Source organism: Tenuifilum sp. 4138str, from assembly GCF_041102575.1.
Lineage (GTDB): Bacteria > Bacteroidota > Bacteroidia > Bacteroidales > Tenuifilaceae > Tenuifilum > Tenuifilum osseticum.
The window spans coordinates 40,848-60,010 of the sequence record NZ_JBGCUE010000008.1 but is presented as its reverse complement, the minus strand read 5'-3'; the positions used below and the strand labels follow the sequence as shown (position 1 = coordinate 60,010).

Here is a 19,163-nt window from a genome sequence, read left to right as displayed (position 1 = left end):
TTAGTAAATCATTTCTTCCCTAAAGTTCTCAACAATTGAGAAGAAGGAGTTAGCCACGCTTTGGCCTAAACCGCACTTTGCGGTTATTTTCATGGTTTGAGCAAGTTTCTGAAGCTGTTCCAGGTAGTTAGCATGCTTTTCGCCCTTCTTAACCGCCTCGATACCCAGCTTAAGCTGCTGGCAACCCACGCGGCAGGGGGTACACTGTCCACATGATTCCTCCTCAAAGAATTCGAGGTAGTTATGCAGTACGTTGTACATTGAACGTGAGCTATTGAAAAGCATCATTGAACCGCCAGTGGGGACTCCTTCGAAACCAATAATGGTATCCTTGAACTTTTTGCGGGGAACGCAAAAACCTGAAGCACCCCCAACCTGAACTGCCTTGGTGTCGCCATCGCCAAACTCCTGAACAAACTGGTCAACTGTCATACCAAGTTCCAGCTCATAAATACCGGGTTTTGGGGTATCGCCTGAAACGGAGAACACCTTTGAACCGCGAGAATCGGCAGTACCAAGTTCTTTAAACTTGCGAGCACCGTAGCGGAATATCATGAAAGAGTAAACCAACGTTTCAACGTTGTTAATAACGGTAGGTTTCTTGCGGAAACCGGAAACGGTTGGGTAGGGAGGCTTATTGCGGGGTTCGCCGCGGTCGCCTTCCATTGACTCGAACAAAGCGCTTTCCTCGCCACAGATGTAAGCGCCGCTTCCCATAACAATTTTTATGCGGAAGGGGATTTTAAGATCATTGAGTATGGAGTGGAAAATCTCAAGCTGATTTTCAAGTTCCTTTAGCAAGAAACGGTACTCACCACGGAGGTAGATAAAACCTTCCTTGGCGCCAATTACCTTGGCGCAAATGGCCATACCGCCAAAAACCTTTAGGGGAACCTGGAATAGTATTTCGCGATCCTTAAAAGTTCCGGGTTCGCCCTCGTCGGCATTACAAACCACATATTTTTCAGGGTCGGGTTGTTCACTGGTGAATTTCCACTTCAGGGCTGTAGGGAAACCAGCACCACCCCTACCTTTGAGTCCTGACTCAAGGAGTTCGTTGATTATTTCATCGTTGTTGCGCTTATAGGCCGACTGTAACACCTGTTTGAAGTCGCAATCCTTATCGAAAATCAGATCGACACGACGTAAGAAGTTGTTTGACATAATCGAATCTCCTATTATTACTTTTTCATGTATTCATTAATAATCTCACGAACCTTCTCCGGGGTAAGTTCAGTGTAAGCCTCGTCGTTAATGAGCATAGCGGGTCCCTTATGGCACCAACCCAAGCAGTTTGTTTCGAGTAACGAGAACTTACGGTTCGAAGTTGTTTCCCCCACCTTAATCTTGAGCATATCCTCGAGCTCCTGGATGATAAGGTTTTTGCCTTTCATGGCGCACGAAATGGTTCTGCATACCCTAATTACAAACTTTCCCCGGGGCTGAGTATCGAGGAAGGAGTAGAAAGTTGCCGTTCCATATACTTTGGCGGCTGACATGTCGAGTTCACGGGCAATTTCAGTCATTGCCTCACTTGAAATGTAGCGCTCCTCCTGAACCACACCCTGAAGAATGGGTATCAAGCTCTCCCTTGACCGACCGTACTTGTCGGCAAGATTTTTCACTAATTCCTTGGTATCCGTCATAACCTTAAAATTTAAAAATTGCTTTTTGTTATTCTGTTAACACTGTTACTTTTATAACATCAATATTATTTCTAAAACATTGATTTACTTGCCTAAATATATATAGTTAAATGAATCACAAACCTGATTTTTGTCATTTTTTTCACTGAAACGACTGAAAAAGCTAAAATTTAGAACCATTCAAAGTAAGAAAGTTACGGATTGAAACCTTGGGTTGTATGACGCTGGGTTACTGAAGGATAAAGGATAAATGTTTAAGGTTTAAGGTTTAAGGCTTAAGGCAGGCTTAAGGCTTAAGCTTCAAGGTGTAAGGTTTAAGATAAACAGGTAATGGTTACATGGTTTAAGATGGGAGGAGGGGAAACATTAAATGCATATAATGACGAAAACTTGGTTATCAGAAACAAAAAAGCAGCTTAAGCCCTTTACCACGAAGGGTTTGGTGTGAGAAAAAACAATTCTTACCTTTCTAATTATTAAAAAGTGCTATATACAATGGCCTATTTGTTGCAAAGTGATACATTTGCATTGGAAATGGTTTGGGACATAATGAGCTACAAGTCAACTTGGTATATTTTACTCCTATTTTGCCTATTCGCCCTAACGGCATGTGTTAAACCAGGAAATTATGGCATGCGCGACAGGTATGTAGTAACTACCCGTTCGCTATACGTACGCACTGCACCATCAACCGTATCGGAGATAATTGGCACCCTTGGGCAGGGTGATACCGTAGTTGCAGTGGTATCGGATAAATACTGGATTATGGTGCGGAATGGGTATGCAACCGGTTACGTTTCCACCGATTACCTAAGTAAAATTGAGTATCCCAGCACACCTAAATTTTTGAAGCTAATTGAGCGTTTAGCGAACTGGCAAAATTGGTACTTCTGGGTTATAACCATTGCACTACTGTTTATCTGGGTTATAGCCGAAGAGCTTGTAATAGAAGCAAAACAGTTTTTAAAGAAACGACACGATTTTAATATCAAGGAGGTTATTGTGTCGTACGTAACTTTTTTTGTGGTTGGCCTACTATCGGGCATCATTTACATTTACTGGAAGGATTATTTCATTGAGAGTATAACAAAAGGTATTTCGGCTAACAGTTTTGGAACTGACATCGTTACCATCTCCATATGGATTCAATTATCGCTTTTGGCAATCAGCATACTTTATGATTACCTCGGCTCCATTTTCAAAACCGGCTTAAGGTTTGGAACATTACTTTCATTTATGGACTTTCTGTTTGGGTTATTCATTTTTTCAACCACATTTTTCCTTGTTATAGCCTTAAGCTACTACGCAATTGTGTTTATGATTGTATTTTTCACTTCGCGATACATACATGTGGTTTACCAGAATGGTATTAAACACAGGTTACGGAAATAGCCTTTGGAATTAAATTTCAGGAATGAACCTCACTGCATTAGCCTTTACTGCTGCATAAAGCTTAATGCCCGGTGAGATTTTTAGCTTTTCCAACGATTCTTTAGTTATTAGTGCAAACACCTTAAAACCGCAGTCAATCACTACCTCGTAGCCAAAACGCTGGGCAAAAATATCGATAACCCTTCCGCTAAAAACATTTATTGCACTTTGATTCTCGGCCTGTGTTGATAGCACAACGCTTTCCTCAGGGAAACAGACAAAGCCATTAGAGTAAGATGGGTTAGCATAAAATGCAATGGTTTCACCAAAAGGTAACTCGGCATAAATAAGACCATCGGGAGTAGCACGAACTCCCTTTACCCTATAGAAGTTTTTAGCCCCTGTAAAGTTAGCCACAAACTCGGAACGAGGGTTTTGGAATACCTCAACGGGCTCGCCAACCTGCACCAACTGTCCGTTGTGCAAGACTCCCACCTTGCTTGCCAGCGAAATGGCCTCCTGGTAGTTATGGGTAACGTGAATAATGGTTGTTCCTGCACGGTTGATTGACCTAAGCAGAACACCTAAATCCAGATGGAGCTGAGAATCTATGGCAGATAAAGGCTCATCGAGTAAAAGTATTGGCGGATTAAATGCGAGTGTACGGGCAAGAGCAACCCTCTGCTTTTCACCACCTGAGAGGCTTGTTACACCCTGGTTAAGGATATGGGAAATAGAAAACTGTTCCGCAAGTTCAACTACCCTTTGCTTAACTGCAAAAGAACTGTATTTTCGGAGCTTTAAAGGGTAAGCAATGTTATCGAAAACACTAATATGAGGGAAAAGGGCTAAATCCTGAAAGAGAATCCCTACATTGCGTTTACCTGCAGGACTCTTAGCTATATCGATACCATTAAAAAGGATTCTACCGCCATCGGGCTTCACAAGACCGGCAATTATTTGCAGTAAAAGCGACTTCCCAGAACCAGACGGGCCTAACAACATAAAGTAATCGCCTTGCGACACCTTAAAGGTTATCTCCCTAAGTGAAAATAATTTAAAATGCTTTGATATTTGATCTACAACCATCATAACCCTACCGTTTACGGGAGATAACACGCAGCAAAATGAAAACTACAAGGCTTACCACAAGAAAAATTATAGCGGCAGGCTGTGCATATTTGAGTCCAAAAGCTGTAAACCTATCGTAAATCATAACCGAGGCAACCATAGGATGATATGCAATAATAACTACGGCCCCAAACTCACTCATGCCACGGGCAAACATCATTACCAGCCCGCTTAGGATGTTACGCCAGGCAAGCGGCAATGAGATGGTAAAAAATACCTGAAAGGGGGTTGCGCCCAGGGATAATGCTGCCTGCTCCAACCTCACGGGAACCTGTATGAAACCATCGCGGGCTGAATTAATAAGAAATGGCAAGCTGACAAAGGCCATTGCCAAAGAAATGGCAAATGGAGTTCCAATCAACCTTACCCCAAAGGCATCAAGAGATTTACCAACCAAGCCATCGCCAGCAATTAATCCGAGCAAAGCTATACCAGCTACGGAGTGTGGAATAACGATTGGCAAATCAATTATTCCGTTTATTACACTTTTAAACGGAAAATCGTAACGGGCAAGTATATACGCTAAAGGAATCGCTGGAATTGCAAAAAGAATGGAGGTTAGCATGGCTACCCAAATGGATAACCATATGGAACTTAGCACCTGACTGTCGGCTGTAGTTGCGGCAACATCCTTAAATGGAGTGTTGATTATCATCCCCAGTAATGGAGCAATAATGAAAAGTAACACAAAGGCACCCAAAAGGGTTAGAACAAGACGAAATGTTGAATAGCTATTTACTCCGCCTTTACTCATCAACAATGATTTAGCGAATAAACTCTTTAAAATCGTCGGGGACTGAACCACAACTGTTGCAGCTAAACGGAATAAGCGACTGCTGTCCCATTTTGGTTATAAACTTCATTCCTCCGGTATCGGACAAAAAGTAGGTTGCAAATTTGCGTGCCAACTGGGGGTTAGGTGCGTTTTTAGGAATTGTAAATGCATATACTATAGGTTCGCCTGCAATGGTTATTGAATCGTTGGGCGAGTTTCCCCTTATCTTCACCTGAACAGAGCCATAGTGCTGAGCTAATGAAAAGTTTCCAAGATTTATACTGTCAGGCAAAGGAATGTAATTTAACTTATGCTGCTTAACCACCGACTCATATATAAAAAGGTAATCAATGGCAGATGTTTCGAGCATGGCCACCAAATCCACCTCTTTAGGACGAATAAACTGATTATCTTTCCCCTCGAGTGATTCAGCCAAGCCATCAATACAGTAGTGTTTTTCAGCAAGCTGAAAAAGAAGTAAGGTTCTATAACCGCAAGGGTCGGAATTGGGATCGCTACGTCCATAAGCCACATCGGAACGTAAAAGAATGGTAGGCCAATTTAACGAATCGATTATATTGGCATACTTTGATTTAGATGAATAGGCTATAACCATGCGATTTGTTGCAAAGGGAATAAGAAAATCGGCATGCTCAGTGACCAGTAGGCTGTTAATCACCTTATAGTCGGCCGAGAAAAACAGGTCGCAGGGTCGGTTAAGGTCGGTGATTTTGCGTGCGCACTCAACACTGCCGGACGCCTCGAGGTTGATGGTTACCTCAGGGTTAAACTTCATAAAGCTATCAACCGCAGCTTTTAGGGGCAAGGACAGACTGCCGGCATGGAATACTGTGAGCGTTTTTCTGCTATTGTGTGAATTGGAGCAACCAGTCAATAAATAGATTACAGCAAATAGGGCTATCCAACTTCGCATTATATCACTTGTTTATGGTTTGGAAGAATTTTTTAACCACGCGCTTAACGGATTCGTTAAACTCGTTGCGAAGCTGGCGGTATGCATCAACCAGTTGCTTACCATCGGGAGTTAGCTCCGATTTGCCGCCATCGCTACCACCCCGCGACTTGCTCACAAGGGGAAAACCAAGTTCCTCCTCGGCTCTACGGACCAACTCCCATGCCTTACGGTAACTGATATCCATTTTTTTTGCAGATGCTGCAATTGATTCCAGCTCATCGATGTTCAACAGTAAACAAAGCTGCTCCTGGGTAAGAATCGATTGGTTAGTGTTACGTTCGCGCAACACTATTGAGTAGTCCAGAAAAACATCGTAGTATTTTGAGCCCTTAGGTCCTGCCATAACCCCACCTGATATGCAATTGCATTCCTATCGGCAAATATACAAAAGGGGGATTATTCCCCCTAATTTTTTTACTTGTAAAGGCAACGGTAAGCGGTATCGCCATTTACGCGAACCTTGAACTTAACATCCTTGGGAACAATGTAGGTTTCAAACTCCTTGTAGGTTTTCCAGGTTGACTCACCGGGAAGCATAACGTCCATTTGACCTGAAATAACGGTCATATACTCCACGGTTGATGTACCAAACTCGTATTCACCCTGAGCCATAACCCCTACAGTTGCCCTGCCTTCGGCAGTTTCAAAGGCTATTGACTTAACCTTGCCATCAAAGTATTCATTGGTTTTAAACATAACTTATTTTTTTTCAAAGTTAACCAGTTAAAATATTTTTAGAAATGATTTTAGTCAGAAATTTTTGATTGAAACAACCCCAAGGATGCAAACAAAATTGTCAATTAATACATCAATGTGGTTTAGTTAACAAAAATATTCATGCCTGTCATCCTGAGTGTAGCGAAGGAGCTTTTGAATAGTGTGCAGTGTACAGTGTGCAGTTTACAGGGAAGATGGAGAGTAGTGTTTGGTTTTTAGTGTTTCGTGAAATGCTTTTTTTCACTATCAACTATTAACCATCAACTGTCAACTCCATTTGTCATCCAGAGCGGCCTGTCCCGCCCTAGTCGGGAGCGAAGGATCTCTAATCGCTCCCTTGAGATGTTTCGCATGCGCTCAACATGACAATAGTTTCACGAGCAACGTCTCAAGCCCTGTAAGGGCGTAATATTTGTAACACCATGATTATTCTTAAATGTATCGCGATGCACGCAATACATTTTCCAAAGAGCAAGGGGAAAGCGTTGCATCGCAACAGAAAAGTATGGCAAAGAGCGATTTACACGTTCTTTCTTGTCTTGATACAAGAAAGAACCAAAGAAAATCAAGGCTGAAAAGCCTGACCCGATGGGTGTCCCGTGGGTGGAACTGCAACGCGATACTATTCGCCACGCCTGTGGCGTGACTCATGTGGTATCGCTTACTAAGCCCACCGCCACGTTCCACCCCCGACCCATTGCCGGGTCAGGCTTTTATGCCACTGTGCTTGACTCTCCGTATTGGTTAAGGAATTGCATAAAAGAAGAGTTGAAGGCACTAAGAGATGCTCAGCTTGACAATGGTTTCACAAACAACGAACAACGAACAACGAGCAACTTACACGAATAACTTCATTTGTCATCCTGAGCGTAGCGAAGGATCTCTAATCGACCCCTTAAGATGTTTCGCTTGCGCGCAACATGACAAATAACCTTAACTAAACAACATTGATTAATACATTAAAAAAATCTCGCAAGATGTCTATAAAAGACATGCATTACCGGAAATTCTGTTGAAATTGATTAATACCTCAAAACAATTTGAATTTCTCATTGTTTAATTATTTAGATTAATTCCAAATAGGCAATTTTTGATAAAAGTCATTTCAAGAAACAACCGTTATGCATATTTTTACATATCGATAACAAAAAAAACACATTGAAACCTATGAATAACGCAATTTTCATGTACGATTTACCAAAAAACGAACCGGTGCTCAGCTACCTGCCTTGCTCACCAGAGCGCGAAGCACTGGAAAAAGAAATTAAACGGCTATCATCCAGCGTAATGGATATACCGCTTATTATAGGAGGCAAGGAGGTTCGAACAGGTAAGTTAGGCAAAGTGGTTATGCCACACAATCACAGTCATGTTTTAGCCCAGTACCATATTGCAGGCGAGGAAGAAACCCATATGGCCATTGAGGCTGCGCTTAAGGCGCATGAGTACTGGTCGCAGGTATCGTGGGTTGAGCGCTTGAGCATCACACTTAAGGTGGCCGAACTGATATCAAAAAAATATCGAGCCACGTTAAATGCAGCAACCATGCTTGGACAGGGCAAAAACGTTTACCAGGCTGAGATTGATGCCGCATGCGAAACAATTGATTTTTTGAGATTCAATGCTCACTATATCTCTGAGATTTACAACCAGCAACCCATTTCAGAAACCGGAACAATAAACAGGTTGGAATACAGGCCGCTGGAAGGATTTATTTTTACAGTAAGCCCATTCAACTTTACGGCTATAGCATCGAACCTGAATATGGCACCTGTGCTGATGGGTAATACTGTGGTTTGGAAACCAGCTTCAACCGCACTACTTTCGAACTACATACTCATGCAAATTTACAAGGAGGCCGGAGTTCCCGATGGTGTAATCAACTTTATACCGGGCAAGGGCTCTGCCATTGGCAATGCGGTGTTCAACCATCCAATGCTTGCAGGAATCCACTTTACCGGTTCAACAGCAACATTCAACACATTTTGGAAAGCGGTTAGCAACAACATAGCTAAATACCGTTCGTACCCCAAACTAGTTGGAGAAACGGGCGGTAAGGATTTCATTTTTGTTCACCCTAGCGCCAACATAAACCAGGCAGTGATTGCTGCCGTTCGGGGTGCCTTTGAGTACCAGGGGCAAAAATGCTCAGCAGCATCGAGGGCATACATTCCAGAGTCACTTTGGCCGGAATTTAAGAAAAACATACTAGGCATTATGCATGAGATCAACATGGGTGACCCTACCGACTACGAAACATTTGTAAACGCAGTTATTGACGAGGCATCGTTCGACAATATTATGAGCTACATTGAAAAAGCAAAGCAATCCGATGCTGCTGAAATAATTGCCGGAGGCAAGGGCGATAAAAGCAAGGGTTACTTTGTGGAGCCAACAATCATAGTAACAACCGACCCACACTTTGTGACGATGGAAGAGGAAATATTTGGCCCAGTGCTGACCATATACGTTTACCCCGATGAGAAGTTTGAGGAAACGCTTGAGCTTTGCGATAAAACCTCACCGTATGCGCTTACGGGTGCAATATTCTCGTCCGACAGGCAAGCATTGAACAAGGCATGCAGGGTACTGCGATACTCGGCTGGTAATTTCTACTTTAACGATAAACCCACAGGGGCTGTGGTAGGACAACAACCCTTTGGTGGCGCTCGTGCAAGTGGAACCAACGATAAGGCCGGTGGCCCTTTCAACCTGATTCGCTGGACAAGCCCCCGAACTATCAAGGAAAACCTAAACCCACCAACCGATTACAGATACCCCTACATGACTAATGCCCGCTGTGGCGAATAGCATAAATTCATAAAATTAAGAACGGCTACTTTTATTTAGGTGGCCGTTTTTTTTGTTTGCAAGCCAAAATATAATTTCGTTTTTTTGCGATGAAAATTGAAATTTATGGAGATAGCAAGTAAAACCAAGCACGTAGAACTGATAGCAGCTGAACTTAACATTAACAGCCGAGGAGTTGCGAACACCATTAAGCTACTTGATGAGGGTGCTACAATCCCTTTCATAAGCCGCTACCGTAAGGAGATGACTGGGAACCTTGATGAAACACAAATTACTGCTATCCGTGACCTATCCGTTAAGTATTCAGAACTCGACAAACGAAAGGAAACTATACTTTCCACCATTGTAGAGCAAGGAAAGCTAACCGATGAACTTAGAGCAAGAATTATTGCCTGCTATAACCCTACCGAACTGGAAGATATCTACCTACCCTACAAACCCAAGCGAAGAACTAAGGCAACCATTGCCAAGGAGAAAGGATTAGAACCCTTAGCCTTACTGATTTTTAAACAGCAGGAAAGGAACATACTTGCTAAGGCAGAAGCCTTTATAAACGATAAAGTTGCCGATGCTGACGAAGCGCTTGCCGGCGCACGCGATATTATTGCGGAGTGGGTTAGCGAAGATGAGAAAGCGCGAAACGTGGCCCGAAAGCATTTCCGAAAATCGGCCATCATAAAGTCGAAGGTGGTAAAGGGCAAGGAAACGGAGGGCATTAAGTACTCCGACTACTTTAACTGGGAGGAGGAGGTGAAGCGATGTGCATCGCACAGGTTCTTGGCGATGCAGCGCGGGCAGGACGAAGGATACCTGCGGGTTAGCATAACTCCTCCAACTGAGCCTGTTATTGAAGAGCTGGAGCGTGTATTTATCCGTTCAAACGGCGAAGCCGCCGAACAGCTAAAGCTAGCAATAGCCGACAGCTACAAACGACTTATTGAACCATCGATTGAAAACGAATTTACCGCCGCACTAAAGGAAAAAGCTGACGATGAGGCCATAAGGGTTTTTGCTGAAAACCTGAGGCAACTCTTACTCTCGCCACCCCTTGGTCAAAAAAGCGTGCTTGCCATTGACCCAGGCTACCGAACAGGATGCAAGGTGGTTTGCCTTGACCCACAGGGAAACCTACTGCATAACGAAACCGTTTTTCCACACCCACCCCAAAGCGAGCAAGGGAAGGCCATGAGTAAGATATCGGCATTGGTTGATACCTATAAGATTGAAGCTATTGCAATTGGTAACGGAACAGCAAGTCGTGAGACCGAGGCATTGATTAAACGAATTAGGTTTAACCGCGATGTAAAGGTTTTTGTTGTTAGCGAGGATGGAGCATCGGTATACTCGGCTTCGCCGGTGGCTCGCGAGGAATTCCCAGAATACGATGTAACCGTTCGGGGAGCGGTTTCAATTGGCCGTCGCCTAATGGACCCGTTGGCCGAGCTGGTTAAGATAGACCCCAAGTCGATTGGCGTAGGCCAATACCAGCACGATGTTGACCAAACCAAGCTGAAAGGTAGCCTTGACCAGGTTGTGGAAAGCTGTGTTAACCACGTTGGGGTTCACCTGAACACAGCCAGCAAGCACCTACTAACGTACGTTTCCGGGCTTGGACCCCAGCTGGCAAAAAACATTGTTGAATACCGAGCCCAAAATGGCGCATTTAGAAGCAGAGATGAGCTAAAAAGGGTTCCACGCCTGGGCGAAAAGGCGTTTGAACAATGTGCGGGATTCCTTAGAATTGCCGAGGCTGAAAACCCACTCGATAACACAGCTGTTCATCCGGAAAGCTACCATATTGTTGAAAAAATGGCAGCCGATTTGGGCTGCTCAGTAGTGGACCTAATCAGGAATGAGGAGCTAAGGACAAAAATCAAGCTTGAAAAATATGTAACCGACAAGGTAGGCCTGCCCACACTAAACGACATAATGCAGGAGCTCTCAAAGCCCGGTCGTGACCCACGTAAAGCTATCAAGGTATTTGAATTTGCCGAAGGTGTTTTTAGCATTGATGACCTTAAGCCCGGGATGGTACTGCCCGGGATAGTTACCAATATCACCAATTTTGGAGTATTTGTTGATATAGGTGTTAAGCAAGATGGGCTGGTACATATATCGCAAATGGCCAACCGATTTGTATCAAACCCGCTTGATGTTGTTAAGTTACACCAACACGTAAAGGTGAAAGTACTTGAGGTTGATATTCCCAGAAAAAGGATTCAACTATCAATGAAGGATGTGGAGCAGTAAGAAATGCATTTACACCAAGTGACATGAATTTTATGGAATGAGTCGGAATGAATCGGAATGAGTCGGAATAGATAGAATGGGATGGAGTTAGAGGAAGTTAGAGGAATTGTAAAAGTGAACAGTTAAACCAAAATTTTTTAATTGAAAAATACAGTCGATGAATCAACAAACAGAATCTATTCCTTCCGAATCTTAAAATACGATACCAATTCCACAAATTGGTTTGCAAACTCTGAAAGTTTATTACTGGTTGTAACAACCTCCTCGCTGATAGCAACATTTTGCTGTGCAACAACATTTTGCTGTTGAATGGCATTATTAACCTGCTCAACACCTACGTGCTGCTCAATACTTGCAGATGTAATCTCCTCAACCAGATTGGTGGTTCGTGTAATATCAGGAATAAGCTCGTTAAGCATGACCTGAGTATGCTGGGCAACATTCACACTTTTACCTGCTAGCTGAACTATTTCATCGGCGGCCAGCTTGCTTGTTTCAGCAAGTTTACGCACCTCAGCAGCAACCACGGCAAAGCCCTTGCCATGTGCACCTGCACGGGCTGCCTCAACGGCTGCATTAAGTGCAAGTATGTTGGTTTGAAAGGCTATATCGGTTATAACATTGATTTTTTGAGCAATGTGGTTGATGGACTCCAAATTCTCCTCAGCCGATTTGTTCAGATTTTTAACGCCATCAAGAACCTTGCGCGAGTAAACCTCGGTTTGCTTAGAGTTATCGGCATTCCTTTCAATATGGGCAGCAATTTGCTCCATGGACGATGATATCTCCTCAATTGACGATGATTCCTCAGCAGCCCCTTCAGCCAACTGGCTTGAAATGGTGTTTAGCTCATCGCTCATGTCGCGTAACCTGCTCACGTTATTTTGGATTTGCAAAACAATTCGCCCAAAGTTATCCTTTATCATACTGGTAGCCTGAATAAGCTGACCCAAATCGGTTTTGGGGTTGACATTTGTATCGTCATCGGGAATGTTAAAATCGCCCTCGGCTAGCTTGTAAAGCTTATCAATTGCCCTTGATAGCGGACGAACCACTTTTATGGTTGCGTAATAAAAGCATAGCACGCTGAAAAGCACGTTAACGGCAAGCATCACGTAACGAATCAATGTGTCGCCATCGTAAAATTTCACCCTGATGCTCACCGTTGTCATGATGAACAGCAGGTTTATTAGCCAAACAATGCCAACTTTCACAAATATGCTATTCTTATAAACCCTGCTAAGGAGAATTGCAGCGGCCACTCCCGAAACTAGAGTGCTGATAAGTAAACTAATTATGAAGTCCATAGATAGTTTTTTTTAAAATGTTGGCTACTGATTTGAACTAATTGATGTGTAAGTTATAAAAAAAATCAACATCAAATTATAGCATTAACATAATGGTATCCGAAACATGAATAACTCAGGATTACAATCGCAATTGCATTCTAAACCATAATAATTCAGGTTTTGACAACTGAAACCTATAGCCTTTCAATACATTAACCATAAATAGAATGAGTTATTTTCTATACTTCAAGCAACAAATTTTCATCCACATCGGTATCAAATCGCTAACTTTGCACAAACTAACATTTTGCATTTACAATGATTTACCCCGATACCTTTGAGCAAAAGGTTGGATTTGATAAGGTTCGCGAGTTAACGCTTGCGCACTGCCTATGTGAACTTGGCGAACAGCGAGTAAGGGATGCCGGATTCAACACCAATCCTGACATTGTTTTTGAATGGATTGAGCAAACCCATGAAATGAAGACTATCTGCCAGATGGAGGATGGCTTCCCCACCGATGGCTTTATTGATGTTACTCATGCCCTACGTAAACTTAATGTGGAAGGGCAATGGCTCGATGAGAATGAGCTACAACAGCTACGGCGCTCGCTGGATACCATAAAGCAACTTCTTGCATTTGTGAAAAGGGTATCGGATAAATACCCAGCAATTGCGAAGCTTGCAACAGGAATAAACTACTACCCTTATGTTATTGAACGTATTGACAGCATTCTGGACAGATACGGTCGAATAAAGGATAATGCATCGACAAAGCTGGCCGAAATTAGAGCAAGCATAAGAGCAAAGGAAGCATCGGTAAACAAGCTAGTGCAAGGAATAATGCGCAGCGCTCGCGAACAAGGAGTTGTTGAAGCTGACACACAGCCAACAGTCCGCGAAGGACGGGTGGTTATTCCCGTTGCGGCTGCAAACAAAAGGAAACTAAAGGGGATTGTTCATGACGAGTCGGCTACCGGCAAAACCGTTTTCATTGAGCCCGTTGAAGTGGTTGAACTTAACAATGAAATTCGGGAACTTGAGTACGAGGAGAGGCGTGAAATAGTTAGAATACTGATTGAACTAGCCGATAGTATAAGACCGTACCTGCCGGAGCTGCTTACTGCCTACGATTTCATAGGCGAAATTGATTTCATCAGGGCAAAAGCGCTACTAGCCATGGAGTTTGATGGGGTTAAGCCCATACTAAACAGTAACTCAACGGTAATATACCTTCGTCAAGCCCGACATCCAATTCTACAGCTGAGCCTTAAAAGAGAGGGGAAAAGGATTGTTCCGCTCGATATTGAGCTGAACCTAAACGATAGGATTCTACTGATATCGGGCCCTAATGCCGGGGGCAAATCGGTTTGTTTAAAAACGGTTGGGTTACTGCAGTACATGCTACAATGCGGTTTCCTTCCGTGTGTTTTGGAAAATTCCGAAATGGGAATATTTTCAAAGATTTTCATCGATATTGGCGATGAGCAGTCGTTAGAGAATGACCTAAGCACTTACAGCTCGCACCTAATCAACATGAAACAAATGCTTAGGCATGCCGATGGCCAAAGCCTTGTGCTAATTGATGAGTTTGGGGCTGGAACTGAACCTACCGCTGGAGGAGCAATAGCCGAGGCAATTCTTCAAGAGCTATGCAACAAAGGAACTTTTGGGGTTATTACAACTCACTACTCCAACCTTAAACATTTTGCCGCCAATACACCTGGCATTGTAAACGGAGCCATGCTTTTTGACAACGAACGTATTGAGCCCCTGTTTAAGCTTGAAATTGGCAAGCCCGGCAGTAGCTTTGCATTTGAAATTGCAAGAAAAATTGGACTTCCGGAAAAGGTTTTGGATGTGGCATCACAGAAGGTGGGCTCCGATTACATCACCTTTGAAAAGCATCTGCGTGAGATATCGCGCGACAAACGATACTGGGAAAAGAAACGCGAAAGCATAAGGCTTGCCAATAAACGAGCCGAAGAGGCTGAGGAAAAACTCCAAAAGGAACTGGAAGAGCTAGAGAAAAAACGTAAGGAGATTTTTGCTACTGCAAAAAAGGAAGCCCAGGAATTACTGGCCAACGTGAACAAACAAATTGAAAACACTATTAGAACCATTAAGGAAACTAACGCTGATAAGGAACGAACGCGCGAGGCCAGAAAAGAGCTAGAAAATTTAAAAATCGAAATAGAAAATCCAGAAACCACTAACGCTCTAATTGAGCGTAAAATGGAACTTATTAAGCAACGGCAGGAAAGAAAAGCACGAAAGAATCAGCAAAAAGAGACCATAACAAGCAAACCTGTAAAGGAGGATGAAGTAAAAGCAATAGAACCCGGCGATAAGGTGAAAGTGGAAGGAAGCGATATGGTTGGCGAGGTGATTAGCATTAGCGATAAAAGCGCATCGGTTGCCATAGGCGGAATGATAACCGTAGTTAAGGTAAATAAACTCAAGAAAATATCAACGGGAGAATACCGTGAAGCGGCAAAGCAGAAACCAACTTTAATCACTGGATTCGACGTTTATAAGCGGAGGTTAAACTTCAAGTCCGATATTGATGTACGAGGATACAGGGCCGAAGAGGCCCTTGAAGCAGTTCAGGATTTAATAGATGATGCCCTGATGCTCGGGTTCAACCGGGTGCGAATTCTACATGGGAAAGGAAATGGAATTCTCAAGCAGGTAATTCGTGACTTTTTAAAGGCTACGCCGGGCGTAAAAAACTTTAGCGACGAACATGTGGAGTTTGGCGGGGCAGGAATTACGGTGGTTGACCTTGACGTTTAGCGCCTTAGCCTATGAAAATTGAAAGGCATTTTGTATATTGCCAATCAAAATAATAGGTTGTGGAATTACTTATTTACAGCCGTCAATCAAGTACGAGGCTAGAATATATTTGCCGATTTATTTTCAAGGACATACTCCGTATGCCCTACCGATTATCGAGTTCCTACACCGAAGCATCGGAATACAAAGGGCCAATACTAAGCTACGATAAACAGCCGATACCCGGCTCAATAAGCATTATACCAACAACCCTACTGTTTGAAACAGGAATCAACCAAATTCCAATGGAAATAGGTGAATGGTATAGCACGCCTGCATTCCCCATGACCTGGAACCATAAAGCCGATATTCCTTTTGACCTGCTTGCAGGCGCATTCTACCTGGTTACCCGCTACGAAGAGTACTTACCCCACAAGCCCGATAAACACGGACGTTTCAGGTTTACTAATAGCATTGCATACAAAAATGGTTTTCTGGAAATACCTGTTGTTGATGTTTGGGCGCACAAGCTAGGGGCAGTTATTAAGGAAAAGATTGGCAACTCACACTCAAAACACCGTAGCTTTACCAGCCAAATAACTTTTGACCTGGACAGCGCATTCGCTTTCAAGGGCAAAGGAATAATCAGAAGCGCACTGGGCTTTACCAAGTCAGCCATTACATTCGATTTTAAAAGGGCTAAAACTCGATTCAGGGTGCTTGCAAACAAAGAACAAGACCCCTTTGATATTTACGACCATTTATTTACTAAACTACCAGCAGGCGAAGCCACCAAATGGTTTATACATGTTGGCAGCTGGAGCAAATACGATAAGCAGATAAAAACCAGTAACCCTTCGTTCTTAAATCTGATCAACAAGCTGTCGACACGCTATCCAATTGGCATACACCCATCATATAAAACCTTTCTGAGCGATACAATTTTCCGACAGGAACTGTCGAAACTAGTAGATATTCTAGGACAAGCTGTATCGGCATCGAGGTTTCATTACCTACGACAAAGCATACCTTACTCATACTACCCGCTAATGCGAGCAGGAATCACCCAGGAGTACTCAATGGGGTATGCCGATAAGCCAGGATTTAGGGCAGGAACCTGTACCCCCTACCCCTTTTTCGACCTATTTGATAACACAACCAAGAATCTAAAAATCTTCCCCTTTGCCATAATGGATAAATCGCTGCTTAACATTGTACGCTACGACCCGAATCAAGCCTTTGAACTAGTTAAGCGCTTGGTCCAGGCTGTTAAAAATGTAAACGGGAACTTTGTCAGCGTATGGCACATCGATTACTTAGCTCAAAATAACCCAGGTATTTCGCTCATGGATATTCTGGAAAAAACCATTGAAATGTGCAGGAATGAAGAAAAATCTTGAAATAGAGTTTTTACATCGCGAGGAGATTGACTGTAAGCGTTGGAATGCAACAATTGACAATGCCTTTAATGGAAGTATTTATGCATACTCATGGTATCTGGATGTGGTTTCTCCAAACTGGGGGGCACTGGCAACAAATGATTACAGCTACCTTTTTCCGCTTCCAATAAAACGAAAATATGGCATAAACTACATAGTTCAACCCTTACACTGCCAGCAGCTGGGACTATTTTCAACAAATCACATTTCGGCAAATATTGTAGATTTGTTCATTGACCAAATACCCGCAAAGTTCAAGTATGTTGATTTAAATCTTAACATCCATAATAAAACCAATAAGCACACTGGTCATATCAACAAACGAAAAACATACATGCTCGATTTATTAAACTATAACGAGCAAGTATTCAGAAACTACAACCAAAATACCAAAAGGAATATTTTTAAAGCCATTGCCAACGAGTTTACACTTACCACCACGTTAAATCCGGGAGATTTTATGAAATTTTACAGGCAATACGGCTTTATGGTTAATCGGAAAAAGGATGTCATTGTTATTGAGAAACTCATTGAGAGTCTTTTAACCCACAACAAAGCAAACATTGCCGGAGTAACTGATAGGAATAACAAACTTTGTGCAGTGGCATTGTTTGCTGAAAGCCACAACGCCTTACACTACCTGCTTGGCTCAGCCGAACCCGAAAATAAGAAAAAAGGTGCAATGTTTTACTTAATGGATGGAGTAATAAAAAACCACTGCGGAATGGATAAAGTACTTGATTTTGAGGGTTCAATGATTTTATCAATTGCACGATTTTTTAGTGGTTTTGGGGCAAAACCGTGTACTTATTTTAATTACCATCGTAACTCCTTACCGGCAGGTGAGGCATTGGTTAGCATCAAGCAAAAACTTAAACTCATTTAGGGATATGCTGTCGATATCAAAAATCTCGTTAAGGGAGCTGAAACTATTCAATGATGATACGGGTTTAAGCGAGAAAGATTTTTTGCCCATTAGTAAGGTTAGAGCAATGTCGTTAATAGCAAACCCCCGTGCCAACTCAAACGAAAATGTGCTTTACCAAGCCCACTGGAACGAAAAACTTATTGCATACCTAACGGTATTGCCCGACATTGCATATGCCAACAACCAATCGATACCATTTGCATGGATTAGTGGAGCATGGGTTCATCCCAGTTTCCGAAGGCAAGGAATAGCCACAAAACTAATTGACGCAGTGGTGTTGGACTGGAAGGGTATGTTAATGGCAACTAACTTCTCTAAAATTACCGAAGCTGTATTTGAAAAGACCAAAACATTTAAAACTATCAAAAAAATTGAAGGGCAAAGGTTTTTCCTACGCAAAACCCTATTAAGTTACTACAACTGCTGCAGCCATAGCAATCCCTTTTCCTATACAGCCGAAAAGTTCATAAACTTGTTGAACTACTCAAACCTTACGCGCAAATTTCTTAAAATTCCAAAAAATATTGAAATTGAATACTTTACAAGACCCGACGACGAAATACTAAACAAGCTAACCCTAGCAACAGCCAACACGCTTACAAAACGAAGCACTGAAGAGATAAATTGGATTATCCGATATCCGTGGTTGATTAACGGCCTGCTGCCCGACAGAGCAGCACAAAAGTTCTTTTTTGCCTCGGTGATACCTGCCTTTGCATATTACATGGTAAAAGTATTTAAAGATGATGAACTTATTGGTGTTTTACTCATGCAGCATAGCAATACCCGTTTTACAGTTCCTTACTACTGGTTTGAAAGCGGCACCGAAGATATTATGGCCAGGGTGATACTGCTGCATGCTTCAAGGGCCAAAGCATCATTTATCAACATTTACAATCAAAAGATTGTGAATTCCATGCTTAATCTACGACCATACTACTTCTACAGCAAAAAACGAACCCGTAAATATCTAGTGGCCGACAGTATGGCTGATTCAATAGGAGACAGTTTTGAACTAATGGATGGCGATGGTGACTGTGCATTTATATAGTGGC

At 42.7% G+C, this 19,163-nt stretch carries 16 protein-coding genes; 8 read left to right on the top strand and 8 right to left on the bottom strand.

The features are described from left to right. Together AB6811_RS08850 and nuoE are read right to left on the bottom strand one after the other, a co-directional pair. Entirely contained in the window at positions 1–1,164 is a 1,164-nt protein-coding gene (locus AB6811_RS08850; RefSeq protein WP_369490090.1) for an NADH-ubiquinone oxidoreductase-F iron-sulfur binding region domain-containing protein, read from the bottom strand. Positions 1,165–1,181: 17 nt separating this feature from the next. After that, entirely contained in the window at positions 1,182–1,646 is a 465-nt protein-coding gene (gene nuoE / locus AB6811_RS08845; protein WP_369490089.1) for an NADH-quinone oxidoreductase subunit NuoE, read from the bottom strand. A gap of 495 nt (positions 1,647–2,141) precedes the next feature. On the opposite strand from nuoE, the gene AB6811_RS08840 reads away from it, so the two are divergent. Further along, entirely contained in the window at positions 2,142–3,038 is an 897-nt protein-coding gene (locus AB6811_RS08840; RefSeq protein WP_369490088.1) for an SH3 domain-containing protein, read from the top strand. A gap of 9 nt (positions 3,039–3,047) precedes the next feature. On the opposite strand, the gene AB6811_RS08835 is transcribed toward AB6811_RS08840, so the two are convergent. The 5 genes from AB6811_RS08835 to ppnP form a co-directional block, all read right to left on the bottom strand. Then, positions 3,048–4,109 (bottom strand): ABC transporter ATP-binding protein, encoded by a 1,062-nt coding sequence (locus AB6811_RS08835; protein WP_369490087.1) that lies wholly within the window; start codon positions 4,107–4,109, stop codon positions 3,048–3,050. Positions 4,110–4,113: 4 nt separating this feature from the next. Further along, positions 4,114–4,902: an ABC transporter permease gene (locus tag AB6811_RS08830; RefSeq protein ID WP_369490086.1), complete on the bottom strand. Its 789-nt coding sequence runs from the start codon at positions 4,900–4,902 to the stop codon at positions 4,114–4,116. A gap of 10 nt (positions 4,903–4,912) precedes the next feature. Further along, entirely contained in the window at positions 4,913–5,857 is a 945-nt protein-coding gene (locus AB6811_RS08825) for an extracellular solute-binding protein (protein ID WP_369490085.1), read from the bottom strand. Positions 5,858–5,861: 4 nt separating this feature from the next. Beyond that, positions 5,862–6,242, bottom strand: a complete 381-nt coding sequence (locus AB6811_RS08820; protein WP_369490084.1) for a winged helix-turn-helix domain-containing protein — start codon at positions 6,240–6,242, stop codon at positions 5,862–5,864. 71 nt (positions 6,243–6,313) lie between these two features. Continuing rightward, the gene (gene ppnP, locus AB6811_RS08815) at positions 6,314–6,595 is read right to left on the bottom strand and encodes a pyrimidine/purine nucleoside phosphorylase (RefSeq protein WP_369490083.1); all 282 of its coding nucleotides are present in this window, start codon (positions 6,593–6,595) and stop codon (positions 6,314–6,316) included. 609 nt (positions 6,596–7,204) lie between these two features. On the opposite strand from ppnP, the gene AB6811_RS08810 reads away from it, so the two are divergent. The 3 genes from AB6811_RS08810 to AB6811_RS08800 all read left to right on the top strand — a co-directional run bounded on the left by AB6811_RS08810 (position 7,205) and on the right by AB6811_RS08800 (position 11,677). Beyond that, complete coding sequence (locus AB6811_RS08810) at positions 7,205–7,465, top strand: hypothetical protein (RefSeq protein ID WP_369490082.1); 261 nt, start codon at positions 7,205–7,207, stop codon at positions 7,463–7,465. 318 nt (positions 7,466–7,783) lie between these two features. After that, positions 7,784–9,427, top strand: coding sequence for an L-glutamate gamma-semialdehyde dehydrogenase (gene pruA, locus AB6811_RS08805; RefSeq protein ID WP_369490081.1), 1,644 nt, complete (start codon positions 7,784–7,786; stop codon positions 9,425–9,427). A 105-nt stretch (positions 9,428–9,532) separates the two neighbouring features. Further along, positions 9,533–11,677 (top strand): Tex family protein, encoded by a 2,145-nt coding sequence (locus AB6811_RS08800; RefSeq protein ID WP_369490080.1) that lies wholly within the window; start codon positions 9,533–9,535, stop codon positions 11,675–11,677. A gap of 176 nt (positions 11,678–11,853) precedes the next feature. Here the strand turns inward: AB6811_RS08800 and AB6811_RS08795 are convergent, their stop codons facing one another. Then, positions 11,854–12,984: a methyl-accepting chemotaxis protein gene (locus AB6811_RS08795; protein WP_369490079.1), complete on the bottom strand. Its 1,131-nt coding sequence runs from the start codon at positions 12,982–12,984 to the stop codon at positions 11,854–11,856. Between the two features lie 300 nt (positions 12,985–13,284). On the opposite strand from AB6811_RS08795, the gene AB6811_RS08790 reads away from it, so the two are divergent. From AB6811_RS08790 to AB6811_RS08775, 4 genes are read left to right on the top strand one after another with little or no spacing between them, the layout of a single operon-like run. Then, entirely contained in the window at positions 13,285–15,762 is a 2,478-nt protein-coding gene (locus AB6811_RS08790) for an endonuclease MutS2 (protein ID WP_369490078.1), read from the top strand. Positions 15,763–15,821: 59 nt separating this feature from the next. Next, positions 15,822–17,141, top strand: a complete 1,320-nt coding sequence (locus AB6811_RS08785; protein ID WP_369490077.1) for a DUF7033 domain-containing protein — start codon at positions 15,822–15,824, stop codon at positions 17,139–17,141. Further along, the gene (locus tag AB6811_RS08780; RefSeq protein WP_369490076.1) at positions 17,125–18,066 is read left to right on the top strand and encodes a GNAT family N-acetyltransferase; all 942 of its coding nucleotides are present in this window, start codon (positions 17,125–17,127) and stop codon (positions 18,064–18,066) included. Before AB6811_RS08785 ends, AB6811_RS08780 begins: the two co-directional genes overlap by 17 nt. A 4-nt stretch (positions 18,067–18,070) precedes the next feature. Further along, a complete protein-coding gene (locus tag AB6811_RS08775) occupies positions 18,071–19,159 on the top strand; it encodes a GNAT family N-acetyltransferase (RefSeq protein WP_369490075.1) in 1,089 nt (362 codons plus the stop codon). The last annotated feature ends 4 nt before the right edge of the window (positions 19,160–19,163 follow it).

What these genes read in the sequence shown, in the direction of transcription:
- AB6811_RS08830 (WP_369490086.1), bottom strand. Translation starts at nt 4,902, where the DNA reads ATGAGTAAAGGCGGAGTAAATAGCTATTCAACATTTCGTCTTGTTCTA.
- ppnP (WP_369490083.1), bottom strand. Translation starts at nt 6,595, where the DNA reads ATGTTTAAAACCAATGAATACTTTGATGGCAAGGTTAAGTCAATAGCC.
- AB6811_RS08820 (WP_369490084.1), bottom strand. Translation starts at nt 6,242, where the DNA reads ATGGCAGGACCTAAGGGCTCAAAATACTACGATGTTTTTCTGGACTAC.
- AB6811_RS08825 (WP_369490085.1), bottom strand. Translation starts at nt 5,857, where the DNA reads ATGCGAAGTTGGATAGCCCTATTTGCTGTAATCTATTTATTGACTGGT.
- AB6811_RS08835 (WP_369490087.1), bottom strand. Translation starts at nt 4,109, where the DNA reads ATGATGGTTGTAGATCAAATATCAAAGCATTTTAAATTATTTTCACTT.
- AB6811_RS08780 (WP_369490076.1), top strand. Translation starts at nt 17,125, where the DNA reads ATGAAGAAAAATCTTGAAATAGAGTTTTTACATCGCGAGGAGATTGAC.
- AB6811_RS08840 (WP_369490088.1), top strand. Translation starts at nt 2,142, where the DNA reads ATGGCCTATTTGTTGCAAAGTGATACATTTGCATTGGAAATGGTTTGG.
- AB6811_RS08795 (WP_369490079.1), bottom strand. Translation starts at nt 12,984, where the DNA reads ATGGACTTCATAATTAGTTTACTTATCAGCACTCTAGTTTCGGGAGTG.
- AB6811_RS08850 (WP_369490090.1), bottom strand. Translation starts at nt 1,164, where the DNA reads ATGTCAAACAACTTCTTACGTCGTGTCGATCTGATTTTCGATAAGGAT.
- AB6811_RS08800 (WP_369490080.1), top strand. Translation starts at nt 9,533, where the DNA reads ATGGAGATAGCAAGTAAAACCAAGCACGTAGAACTGATAGCAGCTGAA.
- pruA (WP_369490081.1), top strand. Translation starts at nt 7,784, where the DNA reads ATGAATAACGCAATTTTCATGTACGATTTACCAAAAAACGAACCGGTG.
- AB6811_RS08810 (WP_369490082.1), top strand. Translation starts at nt 7,205, where the DNA reads ATGGGTGTCCCGTGGGTGGAACTGCAACGCGATACTATTCGCCACGCC.
- AB6811_RS08790 (WP_369490078.1), top strand. Translation starts at nt 13,285, where the DNA reads ATGATTTACCCCGATACCTTTGAGCAAAAGGTTGGATTTGATAAGGTT.
- nuoE (WP_369490089.1), bottom strand. Translation starts at nt 1,646, where the DNA reads ATGACGGATACCAAGGAATTAGTGAAAAATCTTGCCGACAAGTACGGT.
- AB6811_RS08775 (WP_369490075.1), top strand. Translation starts at nt 18,071, where the DNA reads ATGCTGTCGATATCAAAAATCTCGTTAAGGGAGCTGAAACTATTCAAT.